Source organism: Marinobacter salsuginis (assembly GCF_009617755.1).
Lineage (GTDB): Bacteria > Pseudomonadota > Gammaproteobacteria > Pseudomonadales > Oleiphilaceae > Marinobacter > Marinobacter salsuginis.
Genome location: NZ_BGZH01000001.1, coordinates 1,718,327 through 1,741,452, shown reverse-complemented (window position 1 = coordinate 1,741,452; position 23,126 = coordinate 1,718,327). Strand labels below are relative to the sequence as shown.

The 23,126-nt window shown below is 58.9% G+C and carries 18 protein-coding genes; 10 read left to right on the top strand and 8 right to left on the bottom strand.

Translation table 11 applies throughout. The annotated features are described in order from the left end of the window. Nucleotides 1-56 precede the first annotated feature (56 nt). The gene (locus GJU83_RS08010; RefSeq protein ID WP_153634035.1) at nt 57-1,016 is read left to right on the top strand and encodes an ABC transporter substrate-binding protein; all 960 of its coding nucleotides are present in this window, start codon (nt 57-59) and stop codon (nt 1,014-1,016) included. Then, complete coding sequence (locus GJU83_RS08005; protein WP_153634034.1) at nt 1,013-3,292, top strand: PhnD/SsuA/transferrin family substrate-binding protein; 2,280 nt, start codon at nt 1,013-1,015, stop codon at nt 3,290-3,292. The genes GJU83_RS08010 and GJU83_RS08005 overlap by 4 nt, the downstream gene beginning before the upstream one ends. Here GJU83_RS08005 and GJU83_RS08000 read toward each other — a convergent pair. The 3 genes from GJU83_RS08000 to GJU83_RS07990 form a co-directional block, all read right to left on the bottom strand. Beyond that, nucleotides 3,262-4,878, bottom strand: a complete 1,617-nt coding sequence (locus GJU83_RS08000) for a Na/Pi cotransporter family protein (protein ID WP_153634033.1) — start codon at nt 4,876-4,878, stop codon at nt 3,262-3,264. The genes GJU83_RS08005 and GJU83_RS08000 overlap by 31 nt on opposite strands. Nucleotides 4,879-4,947: 69 nt before the next feature. After that, complete coding sequence (locus GJU83_RS07995) at nt 4,948-6,156, bottom strand: cyclic di-GMP phosphodiesterase (RefSeq protein ID WP_153634032.1); 1,209 nt, start codon at nt 6,154-6,156, stop codon at nt 4,948-4,950. Beyond that, complete coding sequence (locus GJU83_RS07990; protein WP_136631173.1) at nt 6,153-6,962, bottom strand: TatD family hydrolase; 810 nt, start codon at nt 6,960-6,962, stop codon at nt 6,153-6,155. The genes GJU83_RS07995 and GJU83_RS07990 overlap by 4 nt, the downstream gene beginning before the upstream one ends. 129 nt (nt 6,963-7,091) lie before the next feature. On the opposite strand from GJU83_RS07990, the gene GJU83_RS07985 reads away from it, so the two are divergent. Next, nucleotides 7,092-7,925, top strand: a complete 834-nt coding sequence (locus GJU83_RS07985) for a polyphosphate kinase 2 family protein (protein ID WP_153634031.1) — start codon at nt 7,092-7,094, stop codon at nt 7,923-7,925. A 17-nt stretch (nt 7,926-7,942) separates the two neighbouring features. After that, a complete protein-coding gene (locus tag GJU83_RS07980; RefSeq protein ID WP_153634030.1) occupies nt 7,943-9,214 on the top strand; it encodes a D-amino acid dehydrogenase in 1,272 nt (423 codons plus the stop codon). Nucleotides 9,215-9,354: 140 nt separating this feature from the next. Here GJU83_RS07980 and GJU83_RS07975 read toward each other — a convergent pair whose 3' ends face one another. After that, entirely contained in the window at nt 9,355-10,062 is a 708-nt protein-coding gene (locus GJU83_RS07975; RefSeq protein ID WP_153634029.1) for a tRNA/rRNA methyltransferase, read from the bottom strand. Between GJU83_RS07975 and GJU83_RS07970 the strand changes: the two genes are divergently transcribed. Further along, nucleotides 10,061-11,335, top strand: coding sequence for a methyltransferase (locus GJU83_RS07970; RefSeq protein WP_153634028.1), 1,275 nt, complete (start codon nt 10,061-10,063; stop codon nt 11,333-11,335). The two genes, GJU83_RS07975 and GJU83_RS07970, sit on opposite strands and share 2 nt — an antisense overlap. Nucleotides 11,336-11,482: 147 nt before the next feature. On the opposite strand, the gene GJU83_RS07965 is transcribed toward GJU83_RS07970, so the two are convergent. Then, on the bottom strand, nt 11,483-12,691 hold the full coding sequence (locus GJU83_RS07965; RefSeq protein ID WP_153634027.1) for an OmpA family protein: 1,209 nt from the start codon (nt 12,689-12,691) through the stop codon (nt 11,483-11,485). A 160-nt stretch (nt 12,692-12,851) separates the two neighbouring features. Next, the gene (locus tag GJU83_RS07960) at nt 12,852-15,173 is read right to left on the bottom strand and encodes an ATP-dependent helicase (RefSeq protein ID WP_153634026.1); all 2,322 of its coding nucleotides are present in this window, start codon (nt 15,171-15,173) and stop codon (nt 12,852-12,854) included. Nucleotides 15,174-15,367: 194 nt separating this feature from the next. Between GJU83_RS07960 and GJU83_RS07955 the strand changes: the two genes are divergently transcribed. The 3 genes from GJU83_RS07955 to GJU83_RS07945 all read left to right on the top strand — a co-directional run bounded on the left by GJU83_RS07955 (nt 15,368) and on the right by GJU83_RS07945 (nt 18,484). Next, nucleotides 15,368-15,745: a DUF2237 family protein gene (locus GJU83_RS07955; RefSeq protein ID WP_153634025.1), complete on the top strand. Its 378-nt coding sequence runs from the start codon at nt 15,368-15,370 to the stop codon at nt 15,743-15,745. Continuing rightward, complete coding sequence (locus GJU83_RS07950) at nt 15,745-17,904, top strand: tRNA(Met) cytidine acetyltransferase TmcA (protein ID WP_153634024.1); 2,160 nt, start codon at nt 15,745-15,747, stop codon at nt 17,902-17,904. Before GJU83_RS07955 ends, GJU83_RS07950 begins: the two co-directional genes overlap by 1 nt. 82 nt (nt 17,905-17,986) lie before the next feature. After that, the gene (locus GJU83_RS07945; RefSeq protein ID WP_153634023.1) at nt 17,987-18,484 is read left to right on the top strand and encodes an ankyrin repeat domain-containing protein; all 498 of its coding nucleotides are present in this window, start codon (nt 17,987-17,989) and stop codon (nt 18,482-18,484) included. A gap of 10 nt (nt 18,485-18,494) precedes the next feature. Here the strand turns inward: GJU83_RS07945 and GJU83_RS07940 are convergent, their stop codons facing one another. Then, the gene (locus tag GJU83_RS07940; protein ID WP_153634022.1) at nt 18,495-19,598 is read right to left on the bottom strand and encodes an enoyl-CoA hydratase/isomerase family protein; all 1,104 of its coding nucleotides are present in this window, start codon (nt 19,596-19,598) and stop codon (nt 18,495-18,497) included. Nucleotides 19,599-19,817: 219 nt separating this feature from the next. On the opposite strand from GJU83_RS07940, the gene GJU83_RS07935 reads away from it, so the two are divergent. Then, a complete protein-coding gene (locus GJU83_RS07935; protein ID WP_153634420.1) occupies nt 19,818-20,153 on the top strand; it encodes a c-type cytochrome in 336 nt (111 codons plus the stop codon). Nucleotides 20,154-20,177: 24 nt separating this feature from the next. On the opposite strand, the gene ppnN is transcribed toward GJU83_RS07935, so the two are convergent. Further along, nucleotides 20,178-21,560 carry a nucleotide 5'-monophosphate nucleosidase PpnN gene (gene ppnN / locus GJU83_RS07930; RefSeq protein WP_069182201.1) on the bottom strand — a complete coding sequence of 461 codons (1,383 nt, stop codon included), beginning with the start codon at nt 21,558-21,560 and terminating at the stop codon, nt 20,178-20,180. 110 nt (nt 21,561-21,670) lie between these two features. On the opposite strand from ppnN, the gene thiI reads away from it, so the two are divergent. Continuing rightward, the gene (gene thiI / locus GJU83_RS07925) at nt 21,671-23,125 is read left to right on the top strand and encodes a tRNA uracil 4-sulfurtransferase ThiI (protein WP_153634021.1); all 1,455 of its coding nucleotides are present in this window, start codon (nt 21,671-21,673) and stop codon (nt 23,123-23,125) included. The last annotated feature ends 1 nt before the right edge of the window (nt 23,126 follow it).

The following is a 23,126-nucleotide window of genomic DNA, read 5'->3' as shown; positions in this document are numbered from 1 at the left end:
ACAGTAAACTAGTGTTTATTGACAATTGTTAATGTCCTAGCCTGGTCCGGATCCCGATGCAACGCCGTGAATTTATTGCTTTATCGATTGCAGCCGGACTGTCCGCGGCGGGATTGCCGGGTTGCAGCGATTCTGGACCGCTGAGATTCGGTATTCACCCCTGGGTTGGCTATGAACCGCTTTACCTCGCCGATGATTTCAACTGGCTGCCTGATACGGTTGCGCTGGTGCAGGGTACCTCGGCAAAAGACTCTATGGATGGACTCCTTTCGGGTGCACTTGATGGAGCAGCCCTGACTCTGGATGAAACGATACGGCTCTCGTCCAAGGGGCTGGAGCTGGTCGTCGTGGCTGTTACTGATGTTTCCGCCGGCGCTGATGTACTTATGGTAAGACCGTCGATTACCGAACTTTCTGCGTTGAAGAAGCAGCGTATTGCTGTGGAGTTGAACGGCGTTTCGGGCATTATGCTGTTCAAGATTCTTGAGGTGGCGGGACTTGCTCCGGACGACGTAATAAAAGTGGATTTGCCGGTGAGCCAGCATGCACAAGCCTGGTCCCGGGGTGAAGTGGATGCCTGCGTATGCTATGAGCCAACAGCGTCGCTGATCGAAAACGCTGGTGGCGTCAGGCTTTTTGATAGCAGTCACGTCCCGGAAACCATATTCGATGTGCTGGTGGTGACCCGTAAAGCGGCTGACAGGAACTCCCGCGCGGTTCGCGATTTGGTCTCAGGGCATTTCACAGGTCTGCAGCATCTGGTGAGGAGCATGCACGACTCGGTATACCGTATTGCGACCCGTCAGGGGATTAGCCCAGATGAGGTCCGGGCAGCGCTGGCCAGTGTCATGCTACCGGATCTGGCGGCAAACCAACGTTACCTCAGGGTGGCTGGCGCTATCGAAAACATGGCCGAGTCCCTGTCTCTCCTTATGTTGGCAGAAGGGATGATTGACCAAAAACCGGGAATCCAGCGTTTATCAGACCCTTCGTTCCTGCCAGCGAGGATTCTTTGAGTATTCTCCGGTTAACTACCCTTTTATTCGTGCTGACGGTCGCGGAGCTGACCGCGATTGCACCAGCCCATGCCGATGAAACATTGACCCTGGGCGTTTTCGCTTATCGGCCAGATAGCGTTTTGCAGGATCGCTACCAGCCTCTGACCGACTATCTTTCCCGGGAAACGGGCATTCAGATAGAGCTGGAGATTCTCAACCAGGAGAATATGAGTCGGGCAATTGCTGCCAACCGTCTGGATTTTTTTCTCACGAATCCCAGCCATTTTCTGCTCATCCGCAGCGAACGCAGCTTGACCGGAGTTCTTGCTACCTTGGTCAGGCGCTCGGGCGAGTCTTCCACAACGAGTCTTGGTGGCGTGATCTTTGCCAAGGCCGAGCGCGACGATATCCAAGATCTTGCCGATATACGCAACAAGACGATCGCCTCGCCGGGTGTTCATTTTCTCGGTGGCTATCAGACCCAGGTTCTGGAACTTCTGGACGCTGGCATTGATATCCGAAGAGTGAATCTGATCCGCTTTCTCGGCACTCACGACCGGGTCGTCCGTTCGGTTCTGACAGGTGATGCAGACGTGGGTTTCATCCGCACCAGCATTCTGGAGCAAATGGCGCAGGCCGACCCCGACCTGTTTACCCGGGTAAAGGTTCTGAATGGTCAGCGGCTCTCAGGATTCCCCTTCGTCGTTTCAACCCGACTTTATCCAGAGTGGCCTCTGGTAGCCCTGCCCCATGTTAACGAAAGGTCTGTACGCAAGATTGCTTCGGCACTTTTTGCCATCGAACCGGAAGATGAGGTTGCGCTGGCCGTTGGCATTGCCGGCTTTTCGCCGCCCGCGGATTACCAGTCCGTTGAATACCTGGCGCGGATGCTGCGTGTCCCGCCCTATGATCAGGTGCCCCAGCTGACCTGGGTTGATGCGTTACAGCAGTATCGGCTCTGGGTGTTTACGATCCTGATTCTGGTCATTCTGCTTATCACTTCGTCCTTGTGGCTGGCCCGCAGTAAACGTCAGCTTGCCTCCGAACAGCGTCGCCTTCGTCAACTCATCCGAGGTTGGCCCCAGCCAGCTCTGATCATTCGAGACGGGAGGTTTGTTGACACCAACCCGGCTTCCGTCGATCTGCTTCGCTACGCCTCCAGAGAGTCGCTCATTGGTAAGGATCTATCGGTTTTTTCACCCGAGTACCAACCAGACGGACTCATTTCCTGGCAGAAACTCGCGCACATGATGGCCCGCGTCGCGGGTGGTCAGGTGGAGCAATGTGAGTGGGTATTGAATCGCTCTGACGGCACAGAAGTCTGGGTGGAGCTAACCATGGCACCGGTCGATGCGGATGACGGAAGGGACGACTTTATTCTTTGTTCGCTCTATGACATTAACCGCCGGAAGCGAGCAGAGCAGCGTCAAAGACTGGCAGCAAGCGTGTTTGAGTACGCACGCGAAGCCATTTTCATTACCGATAATCACGGAATGGTCCTGGACGTAAACGACGCCTATCTTACGATTACCGGCCGGACACGCAAAAAGGCGATCGGTCGCCTACCCCCTCTGCCAGTCGATGAGGGCAGCGGTATTTTTTCCAGTGCACGTTCTCAGGGTTTCTGGTCTGGTGAGTTCGCCAGCCGCAGAAACGATGGCGAGGGAATAACATTATCGGTGACCCTCAGCAGTGTGCGTGGTGATCATGGCGAAGTCTCCCATTTTGTAGGCATCTTCAGTGACGTCAGCCGACTCAAGGAGCAGGAACGAAGGCTCCGTATCATGGCGCATTACGATGCCCTGACGGGCATGCCAAACCGGGTCCTGTTTGCCGATCGCTTGCAACAGGCCATGGCGCTGACCAAACGACAGAGTGGGAAGTTGGCGGTAGTTTACATAGATCTCGATGAGTTCAAGCCGGTTAACGATGCTTTTGGCCATGAAGCTGGTGACCAGTTGCTGGTTGAGGTAGCCACACGTATGCGCGCCGAACTCCGTGAAGAGGATTCTCTGGCGCGAATCGGGGGCGACGAATTCGCGGCTATTATCATGAACGTGCAGGATGAAGCAGCTCTGGAGAGCCTGTTGGGGCGGCTACTACACCAGGTGGCTACTCCGGTTTGGGTAGCCGATCACAGCGTCGAGGTCTCCGCCAGCATTGGCTACACGCTGTTCCCTCAAGCCGAGGATCTGGATGGGGACCAGCTTCTACGGCAGGCGGACCATGCGATGTATCAGGCCAAGCGCTGCGGTAGAAATCGCTATGTGCGGTTCACTGAGCCCTCGGCCTGAGAATCTCCATTGAGCAGTTCTGTCGAGGGGCGCCAATCCAGGGATTTGGTCCATTGGTCACATAGCCGGCGAACTGAACTCAGATCATCCAGCGTTCGTTCCCCCACAACTGCTGGCAGCTCGCGTTTGACAATCATGGCTAGCATTCGCGATTTCAGAATATGGTAAATCTTCTCGGTTTCCCCGAAGATTTCCGGCAATCCCACTTCCGACGCCACCAACTCGCGCAATAAATTGGTATAGGCGTCCATCTCACCTTTCAGTGGTGCCGTTTGCACGAGTTTCCCTGACTGTCGGAGCCGCAGGAGCGCAGGAGCCAGCTCTGTTGCTTCCGCAAGGTATCGGCAGGTGCGAATGGACAGGGTCAGGGTATCGACCGTGGCAGGCAGCATCTTCTCGGCACGAAGGCGAGAGATGTACTCCGTTATCGCACTATTGAGACTCTGCGCAGCTTCCATGGTGGCCCTGATCTTTTCCGGAGCCAGATCCTCCCGGTCAAGACATGCTCTCAGCAGCCCCCGAGTCAGGCCAATCAGTCGCTTCATTTCCTGATCAACGGCGCCTACCGCAAGTTCCGGCGTGTTGATCAGGGTGTCATCCAGAAATCGGGGTTCTGCGTTGTCCTCCTCCTTGCTTCGGAACATTCGCCCGAGGATACGTGCGAATGGTTTCAGCAGCGGCAGCATGATGGCTGCGCCAAGCAGGTTGAACAGTGTATGGAATATGGCGAGCGACAGGGCAGCATTGGTATCCAGGTCCAGCCAGTCGGTTAACGAGGTAATGAGCCAGAGCATCAAAGGCAGGATCAGAATGGCGATGGCGCCCGTGACAAGGTTGAACATGACATGACCAAGGGCGAGGCGTCTGGCATTCGCGGTGGCCCTGAGTACGGCAATGGCAGCGGTGGAGGTGGTGCCCAGGTTGGCGCCGATGACTGCTGCTGCGGCATCTTCAAGGGAGAGTAGACTGCTGGCGGCGGCGCTGAGGATGATCGCCAGGGCCGCGCTGGATGATTGAGTCAGCACCGTTGCCAGAAACCCGAATAGAACGAAAAGGGGTAATGCGATGGCCTGGCCGAGAAATTCAGAACTATCAAGGCCGACGGTCAGTTGCCCAAGGGAGTCCTTGAGAACCGAGAGCCCGAGGAAAAACAGAGCAAACCCGGCAAGGGCCTCACCAAGTGACTGGTTCCGCTGGCTCCGGGCCAGCAGCTTCAGGGCCACACCGGCTGCCAGCAGAGGCATGGCGAACGCCTCGATCTTGAATCCGAAGCCGACAAAACTGACCAGCCAGCCGGTCATGGTGGTGCCTACGTTCGCGCCGAAAACCACCCCGAGTGAATGACTGAGGCTGAGCAGGCCCGCATTCACAAAGCCGATGGTGGCGACGGTGACCGCGCTTGAAGACTGGACGATGCCGGTGATCAATAAACCGGCCCCAAATCCCCTTAGAGGGCTGCGGGTCCAGTGTCCGAGCATATGGCGTAATTGATGCCCTGCAGCGCTTTTCAGGCCATTGGTCATCATCTCCATGGCGAGCAGGAACAGGGCAAGGCCACCGAGAATCTGAAAGACAGTTGCAGTCATGTCGGAACTTGTTACTCGAAGCTGGGTTGCTTTCAGATTAGCAGAGCCCGGGGTGGACGAGGCGAATACTCAGGCGAGGAATTTCCGGACATCGATCTTGTAGGTTTCCGGATCCACGGCCCGGAGGATCCGGTCCTGGGTGCCCGGCTTCGAGAGATCAATGGTGTCCATCGTGATCGGCATACGGAATTTGGTGTGATACATAACGCGCACAGTCGGCAGTCTCTGATCGCTCTCGTTGGCTTCGACCACCACGCCGAGACGACCGCTTTCCAGCAGCACCAGCGAGCCCACCGGATAAAGCCCAAGGCAGCGGATAAACTGTTTGACCAGAACTGGATCCAGATGACTGCCGCTCCATTCCAGGAGCTTCTTCAGGCCCTGGGTTGGTGTCATGCCCTTGTGATAGACCCGGTCTGCCGTGATGGCATCGTAAACATCGCTGATCGCGACCATGCGACCATACTCCGAAATCTCGTCGCCCTTCAGGCCTTCCGGATAACCGGTACCGTCCAGGCGCTCGTGGTGCTGGGCTGCTGTGATGACGGTGAGCTCTCCGATGCCCTCGGTGGTAGCCAGAATGTCTCGTGAATGGCGAGCATGAAGCTTCATTACTTCAAACTCTTCCGGCGTCAGACGGCCGGGCTTGTGGAGTATCTCGTCGGGAGTGAGGATCTTACCCAGATCGTGCAGCAGCGCGCCCACGATCGTCTGGTGCAGCACATCCGCAGACAGACCCCGATAATTGCCGAACAGGGACATCAACACACTGAGATTGACCGAGTGTTCCAGCAGGTAGTTGTCTTTCTCGCGGATTCGTCCCAGGCAGCTGAGAGCATTGGCATTCCGGAGTACGGAATGCTGGAGCTCATCCGCCAGCTCGTGGATGGGCGCTACATCAATGGCGCCACCCACTTTGGCGTGGCTCATAAAGTCGCCAACCAGGTTCTGGGCCTGGCTGTGGATCTGCTGGGCGATGACGATTTCTTCGGCAAGCGGAACATGGGGCCGCAGCCCCGGGGTCAATTCACCCGCCTTTTGAAGGGCCGACTCGTTCCGGCGATCCACTTCGGCGGCCGTCTCTGAATCTTGGGTGTCGAGTCCCTTAGAGGCGTCGATATAGACGAACTCCACCCCCATACGGCGGATTTTCTCGATGGTTTCCTCTTTTTTGATCACACCGCGCTTACGCTGGGTGTTATGGGGAATCCAGTCGTTGTTCAGGTCGGTTATGTACATGCCGACCTTGAGTGCGGAGATGGGGACGCGTTTTATCATTCGCCGGGGAAAAACGTCCTCAGGCTGTTCTGATAAGTCTTACCAATCACCTCGTCCAGGGGCAGCTCTTTCACCTCGGCGATTTTCTCGGCGACGAAGGGCAGGTAAAACGGTGCATTTTCCTTGCCGCGGTAGGGTACCGGGGTAAGGAAGGGTGAATCGGTTTCCAGCAGGATCTGGTCGATCGGCGCCATGCGCACGATGTCCCTGACGTTCTCCGCCTTGTTGAACGTGGTGATGCCGTTGAAGCCGAGGCACCAGCCCTGATCCAGGGCATACCGCGCAAGCCCGGGGCCGGAGGTGAAACTATGGATGACACCGCGGCGCTTCAGGGTGGCCTCAAACTCGCCAAGGATCTCGATGGTATCGTCGTCTGCTTCCCGGCTGTGGATAACGACAGGCCGGTCCGTGTCACAGGCAATCTGCAACTGACGCCGGAACACCTCGCGCTGTACGTCCCGATCGGCGTTGTCGTAGAAGTAGTCCAGCCCAATCTCGCCCACGGCAACGATCTTTTCGTCCCGGGCATGGGCGCGGATTTCCGCTTCCACGTCGTCGGAATAACTTTCGGCATCGTGGGGGTGGATTCCCTGGGTACCGTAAACCCAAGGTGCCACCTGGCTGAGTTCGCGTACCCTTGCAAGGTTGTCCGGGGACACCGCAATGGTGATCACCTTCTCGATATTGACCCCCTGTGCCTGTTCCAGTGTTTCCTCAAGCGGGCGGTCCTTGAGGTAATCCAGGTGACAGTGGGTCTCGATGATCGGGTGATCGAATACGGGAATCTCGCGACGTTTCTTACTCATTGCCGGGTACTACACTCCATCGCAACCTGCGTCCAGGCTGCTATTCTGTGAATTCAGTCTCACAAGTTTACCAGCTTGTTCGATTGTTGACCTGTATTACATCCATAGGGAGTTGCACGGAGCACTTTGATGAAGCTGTCGGCGTTTGCCAGCTCTTTTCTTTTCGACCCCGGAAAACCCAGATTCCGGGACTACCAGACATTGCTGGACAGCGATGAAACGGAGCTGCCCGGCCTTGAGGCCAACCTGGAACAGATTGGTGAATACCAGCGCCGACTCTGGGCAAATCAGGCAAGGGCGGTGCTGCTGGTCACACACGGACCGGATACCAGTGGTAAGGACAGCCTGATCCGCACACTGGCAACCTTTGCAGACCCCGCGGGCTTTCACGCCTGGTCATTCAGCCGGCCCAAGGGTGCCGAAACCCGCCATGACTTTCTATGGCGGGTCACGCCCTTCTTGCCCGGCTTTGGCGAGATGGTGGCCTTCAATCGCAGCCATCACGAAGCTGTGATCGCCGAGCGGGTATGGCCGGTCCATGAGCCCGACAGCTACAACTGGCAGAACCGTTACTGCTCCATCCGGAACTTCGAGACCCACCTGGTGGAAGAGGGCACCACAATCATCAAGATCTGGCTCAACCTGTCTGAAGACGAGCATCGACAGCGCCTGTTGAAGCGCCTCGACAAACCGCGCAAGCGCTGGAAATTCGACAAGTCGGATATCGACGGGTGGGAGAAACGTCGCCAGTACGAAGCCTTCGCCGAAGAGGCCCTGGCCGAGACCCATACGGAGCAGTCCCCCTGGTTCATTGTGCCGGGTGACCGGAAACCCCAGGCCCGTGCCATTGTTGCGGCGATACTGGCAGAGCAACTGCAAAGGCTGGCGCCGGATTATCCGAAAGAAGATGAGACTGTCCTGAAAGAATACCGACGCCTGTTGGCAAAAAATGGCGTGAAATAAACACAGCGGAGGAATGCATGCACATTGTTGTAGTCGGTGGCGGCGTGGTGGGAATGACCACGGCCTACGAACTGAATCGCCGGGGCCACCAGGTGACTGTGCTGGAGCGTCACGCAATTGCCGGCAACGAAACCAGCAAGGCCAACGCGGCCCAGCGCTCCTACGGCGTGGTCTACCCCTGGGCGGATCCCTCAATTGTGTTCAAGGCCATCCCCTGGATCCTCAAGCAGGACGGCCCCCTGAAGCTGCGCTTTCCGCCGTCGGTGGAAACCCTGAAATTCATGTTCGCTACCCTCCGTTACGCCTGGTCGCCGGGGCTGTTCGGTCTGAACCGCCGCGCCATGTTGCGCCTCGGTATCCACAGTCGGAAACGGTTTCAGGTTTTGGAAAAGGAACTGGACCTTGCCTTTGACGGCGACCATCAGGGCCTGTTGCACCTGGCCAGCACCCCGGAGGCGCTGGAAGGCTACCGGACAACCCATGAACTCCTGAACGAACTCGGTATTCCTTCCCGTTTGCTCACCCCCGAACAGGTGCGCGAGGCCGAACCCGGCATGGTCGGCAACGGCCCGCTCTATGGTGCCCTCAGCTACGACAGCGATGGCACCGGTGACTGTCACAAGTTCTCCCGGGAACTGGCAAAAGCCTGCGAGGAAAAGGGGGTTGTCGTTCGTTACAACGTGGAAGCGGAAAAACTCATTGCCGATGAGCAGAAGGTCAGTGCAATTTCACTCAGAACCGGCGAAGGGGTGATGGAAACCCTGGAGGCGGATGCCTTCGTTATCAGCGCCGGGTGCTGGTCCAATCATCTGGTTCAGCCTCTCGGGCTGGAACTGCCCATCTATCCGGTAAAAGGCTACAGCCTGACGGTTCCGATGAAAGACCCGGAGCGCGGTCCGGCATCCACCATTCACGACGACAACTACAAAGTCGTCTCCACCCGTCTGGGCAACCGTTTACGGGCCACCGGCTTCGTCGAACTGGCCGATTTTAATCGGGAGATTCCTGAAGCCCGACTGGCAACTATCAAGAAGTCGGTCGAATCCCGGTTCCCCGGCTGTGCCGACCTCGATGCCGCTGAAACCTGGACAGGTTTTCGCCCCATGACCCCCGACGGCCCGGCGATTATTGGCCGCGGTCCCAGAGAAAATCTCTATTTGAATACCGGCCACGGCACCTTCGGCTGGACCCTGTCAGCCGGCAGTGCCGATGTCATCGCCCAGATAATCGAAGGCGAGGAGCCAGCCATATCTTTGGATGCCTTCCGACCCGGAAGATTCCAGGAATAGTCTCAACAAACCGGTGCGCGCAAAAGGCTTGGGAGGAGGACGGATAGCCCTTCCCGGGATCGTCGAAAACATGGATGTTTTCGTCGAGCGTACATGGACGTATTCACAGCGTATCCCGGGAAGGGCTATCCGTCCTGTGACTACTCGGAATCGGAGCGCGACTGAGGGCCAAGTTTACGCTCAATATTCGAACACAGCGTATGAACAAACCCGATATCCCGATCAGAAAGTAGTGGCAGCCGCTCGAAAACCCACTGGGACAGCTTCCCTTCAGGCGGCGTATCGAGTTCGGGTAGCAGGGTTTCGAGCCGGTTGCGGAGGGCGCCAAGCCGATTTTCATCGGCAGGCTCAGGTTCGTCATCCATAGAATCTGAAAGCCCGGACATTTCCCAGGCATAGAGCATCACCGACTGGGCCAGATTCAGGGAGGGGTAGGCGACCTTCATGGGAATGCCGGTCAGCAGATCGCAGAGTGCCAGTTCGTCATTGGAAAGCCCACGATCTTCCCGGCCAAACACCAGCGCTGCGGTTGCGACGGACGCCCCCTTCGTAGCCAGAAGCTTCCGCAGATCAGAGGGGCCGTGCCAATCCTGGCGCTGATGCCGGGTCTTGGCGGAGGTGCCCATTAGCAGGTCTACGGAGTTTCTTACCGCTGCCAGATCGGGGAAAATGCGCGCATTGTCCAGGATGTGGTCGCTGCCGTGGGCCAGCCAGTGGGCTTCGGGGCGGGTGTGCAGGTCCGAGTTGACCAGCCAGAGCTCGCCGAAGCCCATGGTGCACAGGGCACGGGCGGCCGCACCGACATTTTCGGGAACCTTGGGCTCAACAAGTACAAAGGCCAGTTTCATGACGTTACCTCCGGCGGCGAGTTTACACCACGGCGCGGAATCTTTTTACCAGCGATGGCAGCAGCTGAACGACTGGCTGGTGCAGCACCAGGCGTTCTGGCAGCCGGCGCCGTTCATGACACCGCAGCCGGCCTGGACAAAAGCTTATCCGGAACTGGCAGCGATGCTGGCAGAGCTTAGCGATGCAGAATGCCAGTACCTGGATGACAGGCCCGTTGAATTGGCGGCTCGGGCAGCACGGTGGCTGCCGTCCCTGGAAGGGTATGCGGACATCGTGCAACTGCCGGCGCTTTTGCCCTCGGACGATGAGGCATCAAAGGCGACCCTGCCGGAAATCCGGGCTACGGATATGCCCGGCCGAAAGCGTCTGCAGTCGGGTGCCTTTGCCGCCGCACTGGCACCGCTGGACCACCCCGCCCTGGACTGGTGCTGCGGCAAGGGCCATCTTGCGCGGACGCTGGCGCCGTTGTGCCCCGGTGAGATCCTGGGTTTCGAGTGGAACCTGGAGCTGGTTCATGATGGAAACCGTCTGGCCGAGCACTTTGGGGATCGGGTGTCGATCGGCTGCCAGGACGTGATGGCCCCGGGACTGAAGCTTCCAGACGATTACCATGGCGTTGCACTCCATGCCTGCGGCGATCTGCACCGGCAGCTGCTCAAACGCGGCAGCGAGACTGGATTGCCCCGGCTGAGTATTTCACCCTGCTGCTACCACCTGACCGACCGGGACATTTACCGCCCCCTTTCCCGGCGGGCGTCGGGCTATCAGGGGGTGCTGCAACCGGGCCGAAATGATCTCCGGCTGGCGGTCCAGGAAACGGTGACGGCGCCTGCCAGGGTTCGGGAACAGACGCGTTTGATCAGCCAGTGGCGCCTGGCGTTCGATGGCCTGCAACGGTTCTTGCGGGGGCAGGACGAATACCTTCCTGTACCTTCCCATCCGGCGCGACTGCTGAGGAAAGGCTTTCCAGCTTTTTGTCGATGGGCCGCAGCGAAAAAGCACCTTGAGTTACCCGACAGGGTCGAGTTTGATCACTGGTTGGCGTTTGGCGAGCGTCGACTGGCAGAGGTTCGCCGTCATGAGCTGGTCAGGCACCTGTTCCGGCGTCCGCTCGAGCTCTGGATGGTGTTGGATTATGCCGTATTCCTGGAGGAGCATGGCTACGAGGTACGGCTCGGGCAATTCTGCGACCGGTCTCTGACGCCCCGAAATCTGCTGCTCGATGCGGTCAGGGCTTCCGGTACTCCTCGCGCTCAACACAGCCGTCCCTGAAAGACACGTAGGTCAGCTCATAAAGCGCCCCGTAATAGCGGGTCTGTAAACCCGGACTGAGAAGCGGCGTGAGTTCCCCACTTGTTTCCAGAAACAGAAAAGGCGCCCGGAGGCGCCTTTTCAATTCACTCAGCTAACGCCCGTAACTTAACGGCGAACCTGAATGCGAGCTTCGACCCGGCGGTTCTCTGCGCGGCCAGCTGCTGTCTCGTTAGAGGCAATTGGCTGCTCCTCACCATAACCTACGGCTTCCACCCGCGCCGGATCAACGCCCAGAGGACCTGTCAGACGGCCTGCAACTGCTTCGGCACGGCGCTGGGACAGGAACTGATTGTAGTCGGCGGCACCGGCGCTGTCGGTGTGACCGGCAATCTCCACGATGGTTTCCGGGTTTTCCTGCATGAAATCAGCCACGCGACGGATTTCTTCATCGTAGGCGTTGCCGATCACGGAGCTGTTGGTCGGGAACTTCACTTCGATGGTGAAGGTCTGGATGGTTTCGGTGACACCCTCACAGCCGGTGTCATCCACTTCTGCGCCGGCGGTTGTGTTCGGGCACAGATCCTGGCTGTTGACCACGCCGTCGTTATCGCTGTCCAGTTCGCAGCCACGGCTGTTTACTTCCGCACCGCGCGGGGTGTCGGGACACTGGTCTCGGCTGTCAGCAACGCCGTCGCGATCCGAATCCGGTTCGCAGCCATTGCCGTCAACGGTTGCGCCTGCCGGCGTGCCGGGGCACTGGTCACGTGAGTCCGGGACGCCATCGCCATCAGCATCTGCAGGACGTGCAGGCTCTGCGGCTGCCTGGGCCACAGTGCGGGTAAAGGCAAAACTGATGCCCAGAGAGACCTGGGTGTCGAAGGTGCTCTCATCAATGCCATGGAATTCACGGAGATCGCCGCGCAGCGATACGGAATCACTGATGTTATAGCGGAAGCCGGTGCCGACGTTCACTCGCGTCTCATCGTGGTTGCTGCCGGCGGTACGGACACCGCTGTTGTCAGAACCGAAGTCTGCATGGCCGGCACCCAGGGAAACATACGGGTTCCAGGCTTCGTCCGGGCCGGCAAAGTAGTAGGTGCCATCGACCCTGACTTCGTCGAACTCGGACTCACCGGGCACGTATTTCCGATCTGCATCGGCACGTGAATACAGGGCTTCTACCGACCAGTGCGGGCGGAAGCGGTATTCCACACCAACACCGAAGGTGCCGGTTTCGCTCAGATCGCGTTTGTCGTCAAACAGCTGGAAACCCGCAAACGGGTTGATATAGATGGTTTCCTGACGGTCGGCGATGGCCGGAGTTGCAAGGGTGGCGGCGAGAACAGCCGCGGAAATCGGACGCATGACGTTCATGCAGAACCTCCTGTTCATTGTCGTTGTGGTACCGCACTTCTATATGAAAAGTGCTTGTATACCCGGAATTTAGGCTAGTAGGCCAAAAAAGACAAAAAAATGATACGGATTGTTACGTCCGCAATTGTACCCAGTTGACCATTACGAGCCGGAAGTCGTTTCAGGCCAGAGCAGTGAAGTACAGATGCGCGCTCTTTTTGCTGAAGTTGAGGATTTCGCCGTTATCGAAGTGCACTTCGAAGGAGCTTTCATCCTCGGTAACCACCGAGCCCGGGCCAAAAATCGCGTGGCTAAGACGTTTCTGATGCCAGAGTGGTTCCATCGAGTTGGCAGACATTGCCGCATTGCCTTCGATGGCGACATTTTCCCGGTTGGCATAGCGTTGGCTAACCGGCGTGAGAGGGGCGGTCAGCCGGATGGTTGAGGACTGGGCTGGACTTCGTTCATCCAGCCAGCGTCCGAACTCCTCGGCCAGTTCAAAGCAGAATTCTTCCACAAAACGGCTCGGGCCCTGATCGCCGTCCAGATGCGGCTGGTTGCTGGCAGGGAGGGTAATCAGATGGAGCTGCTGGCGGGTCCTGGTCATGGCCACATAGAGCAGCCGCCGCTCACTCTCCAGAAATCCTCGGGCATTGTCCTGGGGACGCGGGCTGTAAGGCAGGTATTTCTCCTGCAGGCCGGGAATGATCACCGTCGGCCATTCCAGCCCCTTGGTGCGATGAATGGTCGAGAGCAGAACGCCACCTTGCTGATTCTCACCTGCCTGTTGCTTCAGGGCCTTCAGATGCTCCAGGGCGCCTTCGGCGGTGACATCCAGGCTTTTCAGGTATTGCCGGAATCCCTGCACGGTATCAATCCGCTCTTCAGCGCTTTCATGGGTCAGGGCCAGGCTCCGGATGCCTTCATAGAGGTCTGTATGCTCGGCATAGACACTGATCAGTCCTGCAACCGGCCCCCCATAACTGCGAAGCTGGGCAAGCACCTCGCCAAGCTTTCGCAGCTTACGGGCCGCCATCGGTGCCAGAGCGTCAAAATCCATGGCCAGCAACCGCTCGTGCCAGCCGCCGGAAAACCCGGCCAGGAACCGTGCCAGTTGCTCCAGTTCGGGCTCTTTCAAGCCAACGTGGGGGAAACGCAACAACTGCCGTGCCAGCTCAAGCCGATCCTCGTCCGGCAGGTTTTCCAGCTTGCCGGTCACCACCATCAGCAGGGCGGTGATGGCCTGCACTTCCCGGCTGAACAGCGCGCCCTTGCCGGCATCAATCCGGTAGGGAATCTGCCGGGCCAGCAGCTTCAGCTCAATAGGGACACTCTGACTCCAGACCCGGAACAGAATCGCCGTTCCTGCCAGAGCCGGTTCCGACTGACCCTGCAGAATCTGCAAAACGGTATCGGCATCGCTCTCCGCCCGATGCAGGGTGATCTCCGTGCCGGGCGTGGAAGGGTGGGAGTGGCAAAGCACATCCTTGCGCCCCGTGTTGTGGCAGATCAGATGGTTTGCCAGCAGTGCCACCCGGTGGCCGTACCGGAAGGTGTAGCTGAGAGTCTGCTCCAGCGGGCTTTCGAACTCATCGCTGAACCGTTTGAGGATAAACTCCGGCTTCGCGCCCCGGAACTCGTAGATCGTCTGATCCGGGTCACCAACAACCGTCACCCGGGCCCGGTCCCCGGCCACGTAGCGCAACAGCAGATGCTGGATCTCATTGGTGTCCTGGTACTCATCCACCAGAATCAGATCCATCTTGTTGCCAACCAACCTCTGCAACGGAGGATTCTGGTGAATGGCCATCACCGGCTCATACAGCATGTCGGCATAACTGATCCGACCCTGGCTCTTGCGCCACTGTTCGAAACTGTGGAACAGATCAACAAGGTATTTGTGCTTGTCCGAGTACCCCAACTCCTCAAACACGATCTCCGCCGGCGACAGGGTGGTCTTCACAAGATCAATAAACCCCGTCGCCGTCTCGACGAAATCCTTCTTGTTGCGCCTGATCTCATCCGCCAGGTCCTCCGGCGCCAGCCGACGCGTCAACTGCCAGGCCTGGAAACTGATCTCCTGCTCGGTCAGAATCTTCTCCGAAAACCCCGGCAGATAGCCCTCCCGCACAAACCGTTTGTACAGCCGAAGGCCCATGGCGTGATAGGTCCGAATCTCCGGCAGCGCCAGCCGGCGCTGGGCGCAAACCTCCTGCAGCTTGCGCTCGAAATCCACCCGGGCACTGCGATTAAACATCAGCACCAGCATCCGATCCGGATCATGCCCCTGTTCCAGCAGATACCGAATCCGCCACGCCAGCGTCGACGTCTTACCACTGCCGGCCACGGCAGTAATCACCGCATGTTCATAGCCGGCAGTAATAATCGCCCGCTGTTCATCGGTGAGGTAATCCGGCAGGTTGGTGGTATCAGAAATTTGGGGTTCGGTCGGCATGGCCGGTATTGTAACGGCCCGCTGGTAGAGCGGATACCGCTGCCGCATAATTGGTCATCCTGAGAGGGGCTCAAACAATGACCATAACTCCCAACTTGGCTGCGGGGTTTGGATAGACTTTCAAAAACTGTGCGGAGCCAGGGATGGCGGAGCCCAAGCGTCACATGGATGTGCCGCAAGGAGCGTGTTTTTGAAAGTCTATCCAAACCCCGCTAACTCCAATGTCAGAAGGTTTATGCAAGATGGAAATAGCAGAATCGATCAACGTACTCGGCGAGAAACTGGAAACCTGCGGCAAAGACCCGATGACCGGCTTCTACCGCGATGGCTGCTGCAACGTCGGCCCGGATGACTTTGGCCTGCATGCCGTCTGCGCCGTAGTCACCGACGACTTCTTGGAATTCTCCAAAGCCCAGGGTAACGACCTCAGCACCCCCAGACCCGAGTTTGGCTTCGAAGGCCTGAAAGCAGGCGACAGCTGGTGCCTGTGCGCCGGCCGCTGGCAGGAAGCCTTTGAGGCTGGTTGCGCACCGAGAGTGCGCCTGCGCGCCACCCACCAGGCCGCTCTGGAAAAATGCGCCCTGGACGACCTCAAAGCTCTCGGTGCCGACCTCAGCTGATGAGCCACCCTGAACCCGATACCGCGCCAGATCATGCAATCTGGCGTGCCCTGCAAGCCAGTCTTGCCGCCAGAGGCGAACGCCGTCTGGTCCTGCTGGAGGGCAATCGGGAAAACAACCTCAGGTGGCTTTCTGGCCTGCTACCTGAGCTCGACATTCAAACCGGCGTCTGGACCGGCCCGGCAGACCAGAGCCCTGATTCTCGTCTGACGGGGATTATTCCAACTGAGGCCAGGAAATGGCTCGGCCGTGAGGTTTCCGTGATTGTCTGGGATGGCTGGCAGGGAAACCCTCCAGATGCCTTCGCGGCGCTCTCCGGGGCATTGACCGCCGGCGGAATACTGTTCTGGCTGATGCCACCGCTGGATGAATGGCGCTGGTTTGCCGACCCGGATTACCCGAGAACCGGCCTGGACCATGGTGGCGAGCATCCTTTCGCCCCCCGCATGGCCGACATTCTTGCCGACCATGAGGCTGTGATCCGCATATCCCCAGGCCGTGCCGAAACGCCCTCGCTGACCATTCCGCAGATACCGGAGCAAAGCTTCCGGATTGAAACAACTCCGGACCAGGAACAATTGATCCAGCGCCTGGTTCGGTTTGGCCAGGGCCGAAGACGCCGGCCACTGGTTGTCACGGCAGACCGGGGGCGAGGCAAGTCCGCCGCTCTGGGTATGGCGGCCGCGGAATTGCTGAAGAAAGGCAGGCAGGAAATTGTTGTTACTGCGCCGTCAAAACAGAATGTGGACACCCTGTTCCGTCACGCCCGTGATGCCCTTTCGGATCAACTGGATCAGGCCAGCGCTGGTACGCTGACAACCCGGTCGGGCGCGCGCCTGAGGTATGTTCCGGTTCAGGAACTCCTGGCCTCGCGGCCGGAGGCCGAGGTGATTCTGGTGGATGAGGCAGCGGCTCTTCCCGCGCCTCTGTTGAAATCGATCCTTCTGGGCTGGCCCAGGGTAGCGTTTGCCACCACGGTGCATGGTTACGAGGGCGCCGGCCGTGGCTTTGCCATACGCTTTCGACAGGTCCTTGAGCAATCAACGCCTCACTGGCAGGCGGCAACGCTTACTGAACCGGTGCGCTGGGCTCGCGGGGATCCACTGGAGACCCTGATCACCCAGCTCTTCCTGCTGGCGGCAGATGGCAGTGGTTCAGCCGTGGAAACCGAAAACAGCGCCGGGGAACTGGTGATCGAGCCCTGGCAGCCGGCAACCGCCAGTGACGAGGCGTTGTCGAACGCCTTTGGTTTGCTGGTGGATGCCCATTACCGGACCAGTCCTGCTGATCTGCGGCAATGGCTGGATGATATGGCCGCCCGAAGCTGGCGGGCGAGAATTGGTGAACGCACGGTTGGAATACTCTGGTGTGCCCTCGAAGGTGGCCTTTCGGCCGGGCTGGCGGAGCAGGTCAGTCTGGGGACCCGTCGAATTCGCGGCCATCTACTGCCGCAGTCACTGGCCAGCCACAGCGGCTATCCAGAAGCCGCTGCCCTGAAAGCGCTCCGGGTGGTCCGGATTGCAGTGTCAGACGACGCCAGGCGGTCGGGTATTGGCCGAAGCCTGGTGGAGGCCGCACGAGCCTACAGCACCGAGCAGGGCGTTGATTACCTGGGAACCAGTTTTGGTGGCAGCGCCGACCTGCTGGCGTTCTGGCAAAACTGTGGTCTTCGTGTGGTGAGAGTGGGGCTGCAACAGGAGGCGTCCAGTGGTGAGTACCCGCTGCAGATGATCCAGGGTATCTCGCGGCCAGGCCGGGAACTGGAGGGGCGTATCCGCAAGCGGCTCGCTGGCCATTGGCTAACCCTGGTGCCGGACAACTGGCCGGGGCTGGGCACGGATATGCTGGCGGAGATAACCGCAGAACTGCCACCCGGGTTGGCGTTGGATTCCGATGATTTGAGGGAGCTTCGGAATTTCGCCAACGGCCACCGGGGGTTTCAGATAACGGTTCCGGTGCTGCGGAAGCTGAGTCAGACGCCCGGTGCCATGGCAGGGTTGCGTGGCCATGCAGACCGCGCCCTGTGGTGCCGCTGTGTACTTCAGGGTGCGCCATGGTCTTCGCTTCAGGCCGAGAAGCTGTGCCTGGGGCAGAGAGACGGCGAAGACCGTTTGCGGCAGCTGGTTCGCGATCTTCTCAAGGACGGTCCGGGTTTGTGACTCGCTCGATTTAATTTCCGATGGTGTCTGCCCAGAATAGGGCCTCGTATCCTTCTACAAAGCCCCACAGAGACTGTTTGCTATGGCCAAGGGAACCGGCGCCCCCCGTTTTTTGCTGATTTTGCTTCCGCTTCTTGCTTTCCTGTCTGCCTGCGCATCCCAGAGCCAGCCGGTTGCTCTCAGCCCCGAGGCCCTGGCCGAGGCCGACGCGCTGCTGATTACTGCAGCAGGCAATGGCGAGAAAAGACGCGTGCAGCTGTTGCTTTCCGCCGGTGCCGATGTGAACACCAGCGATCGCAACGGCTATACGCCTGTGATGCGCGCGGCCGAAAACGGCCATCTCTCGGTGGTCAAGGTGTTACTGGCGGCCGGTGCCAACGTCAATGTCAGCCAGGGTGGGGAATCCCTGCTCATGAAGATAGTGGCCAATGGCGACTTGCTGACTGCGGAAAGGCTGGTGGCTGCCGGGGCGGACGTGAATTACCGGGCCAGCGACGGCCAGACCGCGCTGGACATCGCCCGGGCCACCAATAACCGGGATCTGGAAATGCTACTGGTGCAGGCGGGCGCGCAGCTGTAGTTCCCGGACGCTATTCCAGCCCCATCGGATCGGTTTCGTCATCCCACTCCGGGGTGAAATGGGCCGCAACCACCTCTTCCGGTACATCAGCAACGCTCAGATAACTCCACTTCGGCTGCCGATCCTTATCGATGGCCAGGGCTCGAATGCCCTCGGCCAGGTCCGGCCGGCGGATGCATTCCGAGACCATCGCCAGCTCCATCCGGAAGGCGTCCTTCAGGGACATCTGCTGGGCCTTTTGCAACTGGGTCCAGACCAGCCAGGCCGACACCGGGCATCCCATTCTCAGCGTGTTCATGCAGGCATGCCACCAGTCGCAGTCCACCTCCGCCGTGAGCAACTGATCGACGATTTCCGGCAGTTCATCGCCCGCGCTCAGCCGGGCAATCCGCTGTTCGTGTTTTGCCAAATGGCTGGGCGGCAGCGACCGGTAATCCGGTGTCTGGATCTGATTGAGCAGGCGGAAAAGTCGGTTGTCGTCCGCGGCGGTCTGCCCGGTCCACCGTTCAGAGGCCAGGCGATCGAGCAAACGGTCCCGGTCTTCCGGCAGAATGGCCATGTCCGCAAGGCCGACCCGAAGTGCATCGCTCACGTTCAGGCGAACACCGGTCAGGCCCATAAACAGGCCCAGCCGGCCGGGTAGCCTTTTCAGAAACCAGCTGGCACCAACATCCGGAAACAGGCCGATGGTGATCTCGGGCATCGCGAGCGTGACATCCGGGGTTACCAGCCGGTACCGGCAGCCGGAAAACACACCAAGACCACCGCCCATCACCACGCCGTGGGCGATACCCAAAACCGGCTTGGGAAAACGGTGAATGTTGTAGTCCATCCGATATTCCCGGGTGAAAAAGCGCACCGGTTTCTCCGGCTCTTCCGGATTCTGAATGGCGTCATAGAGTTCGCGGATGTCTCCACCGGCGCAGAAGGCTCTCTCGCCCGCGCCCCGGATAACCACGACACAGATCCGGTCGTCCTCGGCCCACCGATCAAGAACTTCCTGGGTTTGCTGGATCATGTGCTCGGAAAGCGCATTGAGCGTGCCTGGGGAGTTGAGCGTCAGAACACCGATGTGGCCTTCGCGACAGGCAAGTTCCTGGGCCTCTACAGACATTGACGTTATCTCCGGAGAATTAAATCGATCTTGGATTCGGAATTGAACGTACTTTCACCCTAATAGCCCGGCCAGGAAAGAGGACGAACGTCGAAAAGCCGTCCTTGACCTATCGCATTTGAGGTTCCCCGGCTCTGTGCTATAAGTGCTAGTCAGGTTACCGTCCGGCGTCCGAACCGGCCTGAAAATCTTTAAAACGATGATGAGAGGGTAATGACAATGAATCTGAAACACTACGCTGTTGCGGGAATTTTTGCGCTTGGCGCTGCTGTGCCTGCAGTAGTTTCTGCCGGCGACGCGGAAGCTGGTAAGGCCAAGGCGGCCGTCTGCGCTGCGTGTCATGGTCAGAATGGTCTTGCGCAGATCCCGACCTATCCGAACCTGGCGGGCCAGAATGAGCAGTACCTGGTATCGGCCCTGAAGGCGTACAAAAACAAGCAGCGCTCCGGCGGCCAGGCGGCCATCATGCAGGGTCAGGCTGCTGCCTTGAGTGATACAGATATCGCAAATCTGGCAGCCTATTACGCCAGCCTGCCGGCAGACGGCGGTAAGTAAACGCGTGAAGGTCAGCGAGGCGGCTCAGGCCGCTCCGCTGACGATACGGTAGCTGGGTTTGTAGGCCGAGGAACCCGGCAGTTTCATCCGATTCTGGGCTACAAACTGTTCAAGCATGGCCTCAAGCGGTTTGATCAGGCTGGGATCACCGGCAATTTCAAATGGCCCCTTCTCCTGAACCTGTCGAATACCACCTTCCTTGACGTTCCCGGCCACAATGCCACTGAATGCCTTGCGCAGATTCGCGGCGATCAGGTGCACGGGCTGGTCCCGGTGAAGCTCCAGGGCTCGCATATTGTCGTGATTGGGCTCGAACGGTAGCTGAAACACCGGGTCGATCTTCAGCATCCAGTTGAAGTAGTAGGCATCCTGCATGGCGCGCCGGAAAGTCTCCACCTCCTTCATGCCCTTTTTCATGGTCTGCGCCACGCGCACTGGATCATCGATGATGATCTCGTACTTGCTCGCGGCTTCGTCCCCAAGGGCGTTCCGAATGAACTTGTCGATCATTTCGAAGTATTCCGCATTCTCCTGCTGACCGGTGAACACCACCGGGAAAGGCAGATCAGCATTGTCCGGATGCAGCAGGATGCCCAACAGGTACAGAATCTCCTCGGCGGTGCCGACCCCGCCAGGGAATACAATGACGCCGTGACCACAGCGGACGAAGGCCTCCAGACGTTTCTCGATGTCCGGCATGATCACCAGTTCATTGACGATGGGGTTGGGGGCCTCCGCACCAATGATGCCCGGCTCGGTGATGCCAATGTAGCGGCCGTCTTTAACCCGTTGCTTGGCGTGACCGATGGTGGCGCCTTTCATGGGCCCCTTCATGGCGCCCGGCCCACATCCGGTGCATATACTCAGGGCTCTCAACCCCAGTTGATGGCCCACATCCTTGCTGTACTGGTATTCGTCATGTCCGATCGAGTGGCCTCCCCAGCAGACCACCAGATCTGGCTGCCGCCCGGCCTGCAGCACCCGGGCATTGCGGAGGATGTGAAAAACGTAGTTGGTCAGGTCTTCCGGGTCGTCCCGCCGGAAACCGGCGGCAGACTGGGGAATCGAATGGGAGTAGATGATATCCCTCAGCACCGAGAACAGGTGCTCACGGATTGCCCTAAGCATCTGTCCATCAACGAACGCATGCGCAGGCGCATTGATCAGTTCCAGTTTCAGCCCCCGGGGCTGAGGTACCAGGCGGACATCGAAGTCGGCATGAGATTCCATCAATGCCTGACAGTCGTCGGTTTCCACCCCGGTATTCAGGACCGCCAGGGCGCACTGGCGAAATAGCCGGTACAGGCCCCCTTCGCTGCGGTCCTTGAGGCGGTTGACCTCGTGGTTGGAGAGAATCTCTAGACTGCCCTCGGGTGACACCAGAGCATTGATGGTCGATTCCTGCATTAACGGTGAAACTCCTGAATGTTGCGGAAATGCCCGATTTTGAGGCATCGGGTCAAAAGGGTAGACTAAGGCCTTTCCATACAATACGCCACCCGACAAAATTCCGATTTATGAAACTGCTTATTCGTCCCGCTCCGGAAGTTGCGATCAAGAGTAAACCCGTCCGTCGTCAGCAGATGCGTCACCTGCGGCAGAACATCCGAAAACTGCTGGCACGGCTGGATCCCGAGATTCGGGTGGACGGTAGCTGGGACCGGGTGGATGTGGAAGTGCCTGATGGCCGCGGACTCTCCGGCCCTGTCCTGGAGGCGCTTTTGCGCATACCGGGTATTTCCACGATTCAGGAAATCGGGGCATTTCCGTTTGTCAGCCTTGACGATGTGGCCGATAAAGCCGTTGAAGCGTTTGCTGACCGGTTGAAAGGCAAAACCTTTGCCGTCAGGGCCCGGCGCCATGGCGAGCACAACTTCCGCTCCATCGATCTGGAGCGGACGGTCGGCGGCGCCCTGATGCAGGCATCGGAGGCCAGAGGTGTAGATCTGAAATCGCCGCAGGTTGAAGTGCGAATTGAAGTGCATGACGACCAGTTCCACATCGCCCACCGCAAACATCGCGGATTAGGCGGCTATCCGCTGGGCAGTGTCGAAAATGTCCTGACTCTGATTTCCGGGGGGTACGATTCTTCGGTAGCCGCCTATCTGATGATGCGCCGCGGCCTGCGCAACCATTTCCTGTTTTTCAATCTGGGGGGCGCCGCCCATGAGGTGGGTGTACGCCAGGTGGTGCATTACCTGTGGGACCGCTACGGCGCCTCCCACAGCGCCAAATTTATCTCCGTGCCCTTCGAGGGCGTGGTTGCCGAAATCATGCGTTCGGTCAGTCACCGTCACTGGGGTGTGGTGCTGAAGCGCCAGATGCTGATGGCGGCTGCCGAGATTGCCAAAAACAACAACGCCTCCGGGGTGGTGACCGGCGACGCGGTAGCCCAGGTGTCGAGTCAGACTCTGAGCAACCTTAACGTGGTGGATCGCGCCAGTGACGAAGTGGTCCTTCGCCCGTTGGTGTCCATGGACAAGGAATCCATTATCCGTATCGCCCGTGAAATTGGCACTGAAGTCTATGCCCGCAACATGCCCGAGTATTGCGGTGTCATCTCCCAGAAGCCGGCTACCAGAGCCAAGCTGCACCGGGTGGAGGAAGACGAGGCCCAGATGGACGCCTCGGTGCTCGCCAATGCGATTGAGGCCCGTGAGGAAACACCCGTGAACCGGTTGTTGGAGACGACCCTGACACCTGAAGAAGTGGAACTGGTGCAGACACCATCGGTGGATGATGTGATCATCGACGTGCGCCACCCTTCGGAGGGCGAACAGTCACCGCTCAAGCTCACCAATAACGAGATTCTTCAGATCCCGTTTTACGAGCTGAACCAGCAGTTGCCGGAGTTGCCGGCCAACCGGCAATACCTGCTGTACTGCGATCGGGGTACCATGAGCCGGATGCACGCGGGCCGCCTCAAGGCCGAAGGGCACGCGAACGTGAAAGTCTACGTGCCCGCCGCCTGAA

Coding starts and splice junctions, on each gene's coding strand:
- GJU83_RS08010 (WP_153634035.1), top strand. CDS start 57: ATGCAACGCCGTGAATTTATTGCTTTATCGATTGCAGCCGGACTGTCC.
- GJU83_RS08000 (WP_153634033.1), bottom strand. CDS start 4,878: ATGACTGCAACTGTCTTTCAGATTCTCGGTGGCCTTGCCCTGTTCCTG.
- GJU83_RS07995 (WP_153634032.1), bottom strand. CDS start 6,156: ATGATAAAACGCGTCCCCATCTCCGCACTCAAGGTCGGCATGTACATA.
- GJU83_RS07990 (WP_136631173.1), bottom strand. CDS start 6,962: ATGAGTAAGAAACGTCGCGAGATTCCCGTATTCGATCACCCGATCATC.
- GJU83_RS07985 (WP_153634031.1), top strand. CDS start 7,092: ATGAAGCTGTCGGCGTTTGCCAGCTCTTTTCTTTTCGACCCCGGAAAA.
- GJU83_RS07980 (WP_153634030.1), top strand. CDS start 7,943: ATGCACATTGTTGTAGTCGGTGGCGGCGTGGTGGGAATGACCACGGCC.
- GJU83_RS07970 (WP_153634028.1), top strand. CDS start 10,061: ATGACGTTACCTCCGGCGGCGAGTTTACACCACGGCGCGGAATCTTTT.
- GJU83_RS07975 (WP_153634029.1), bottom strand. CDS start 10,062: ATGAAACTGGCCTTTGTACTTGTTGAGCCCAAGGTTCCCGAAAATGTC.
- GJU83_RS07965 (WP_153634027.1), bottom strand. CDS start 12,691: ATGAACGTCATGCGTCCGATTTCCGCGGCTGTTCTCGCCGCCACCCTT.
- GJU83_RS07960 (WP_153634026.1), bottom strand. CDS start 15,173: ATGCGGCAGCGGTATCCGCTCTACCAGCGGGCCGTTACAATACCGGCC.
- GJU83_RS07955 (WP_153634025.1), top strand. CDS start 15,368: ATGGAAATAGCAGAATCGATCAACGTACTCGGCGAGAAACTGGAAACC.
- GJU83_RS07950 (WP_153634024.1), top strand. CDS start 15,745: ATGAGCCACCCTGAACCCGATACCGCGCCAGATCATGCAATCTGGCGT.
- GJU83_RS07945 (WP_153634023.1), top strand. CDS start 17,987: ATGGCCAAGGGAACCGGCGCCCCCCGTTTTTTGCTGATTTTGCTTCCG.
- GJU83_RS07940 (WP_153634022.1), bottom strand. CDS start 19,598: ATGTCTGTAGAGGCCCAGGAACTTGCCTGTCGCGAAGGCCACATCGGT.
- GJU83_RS07935 (WP_153634420.1), top strand. CDS start 19,818: ATGAATCTGAAACACTACGCTGTTGCGGGAATTTTTGCGCTTGGCGCT.
- ppnN (WP_069182201.1), bottom strand. CDS start 21,560: ATGCAGGAATCGACCATCAATGCTCTGGTGTCACCCGAGGGCAGTCTA.
- thiI (WP_153634021.1), top strand. CDS start 21,671: ATGAAACTGCTTATTCGTCCCGCTCCGGAAGTTGCGATCAAGAGTAAA.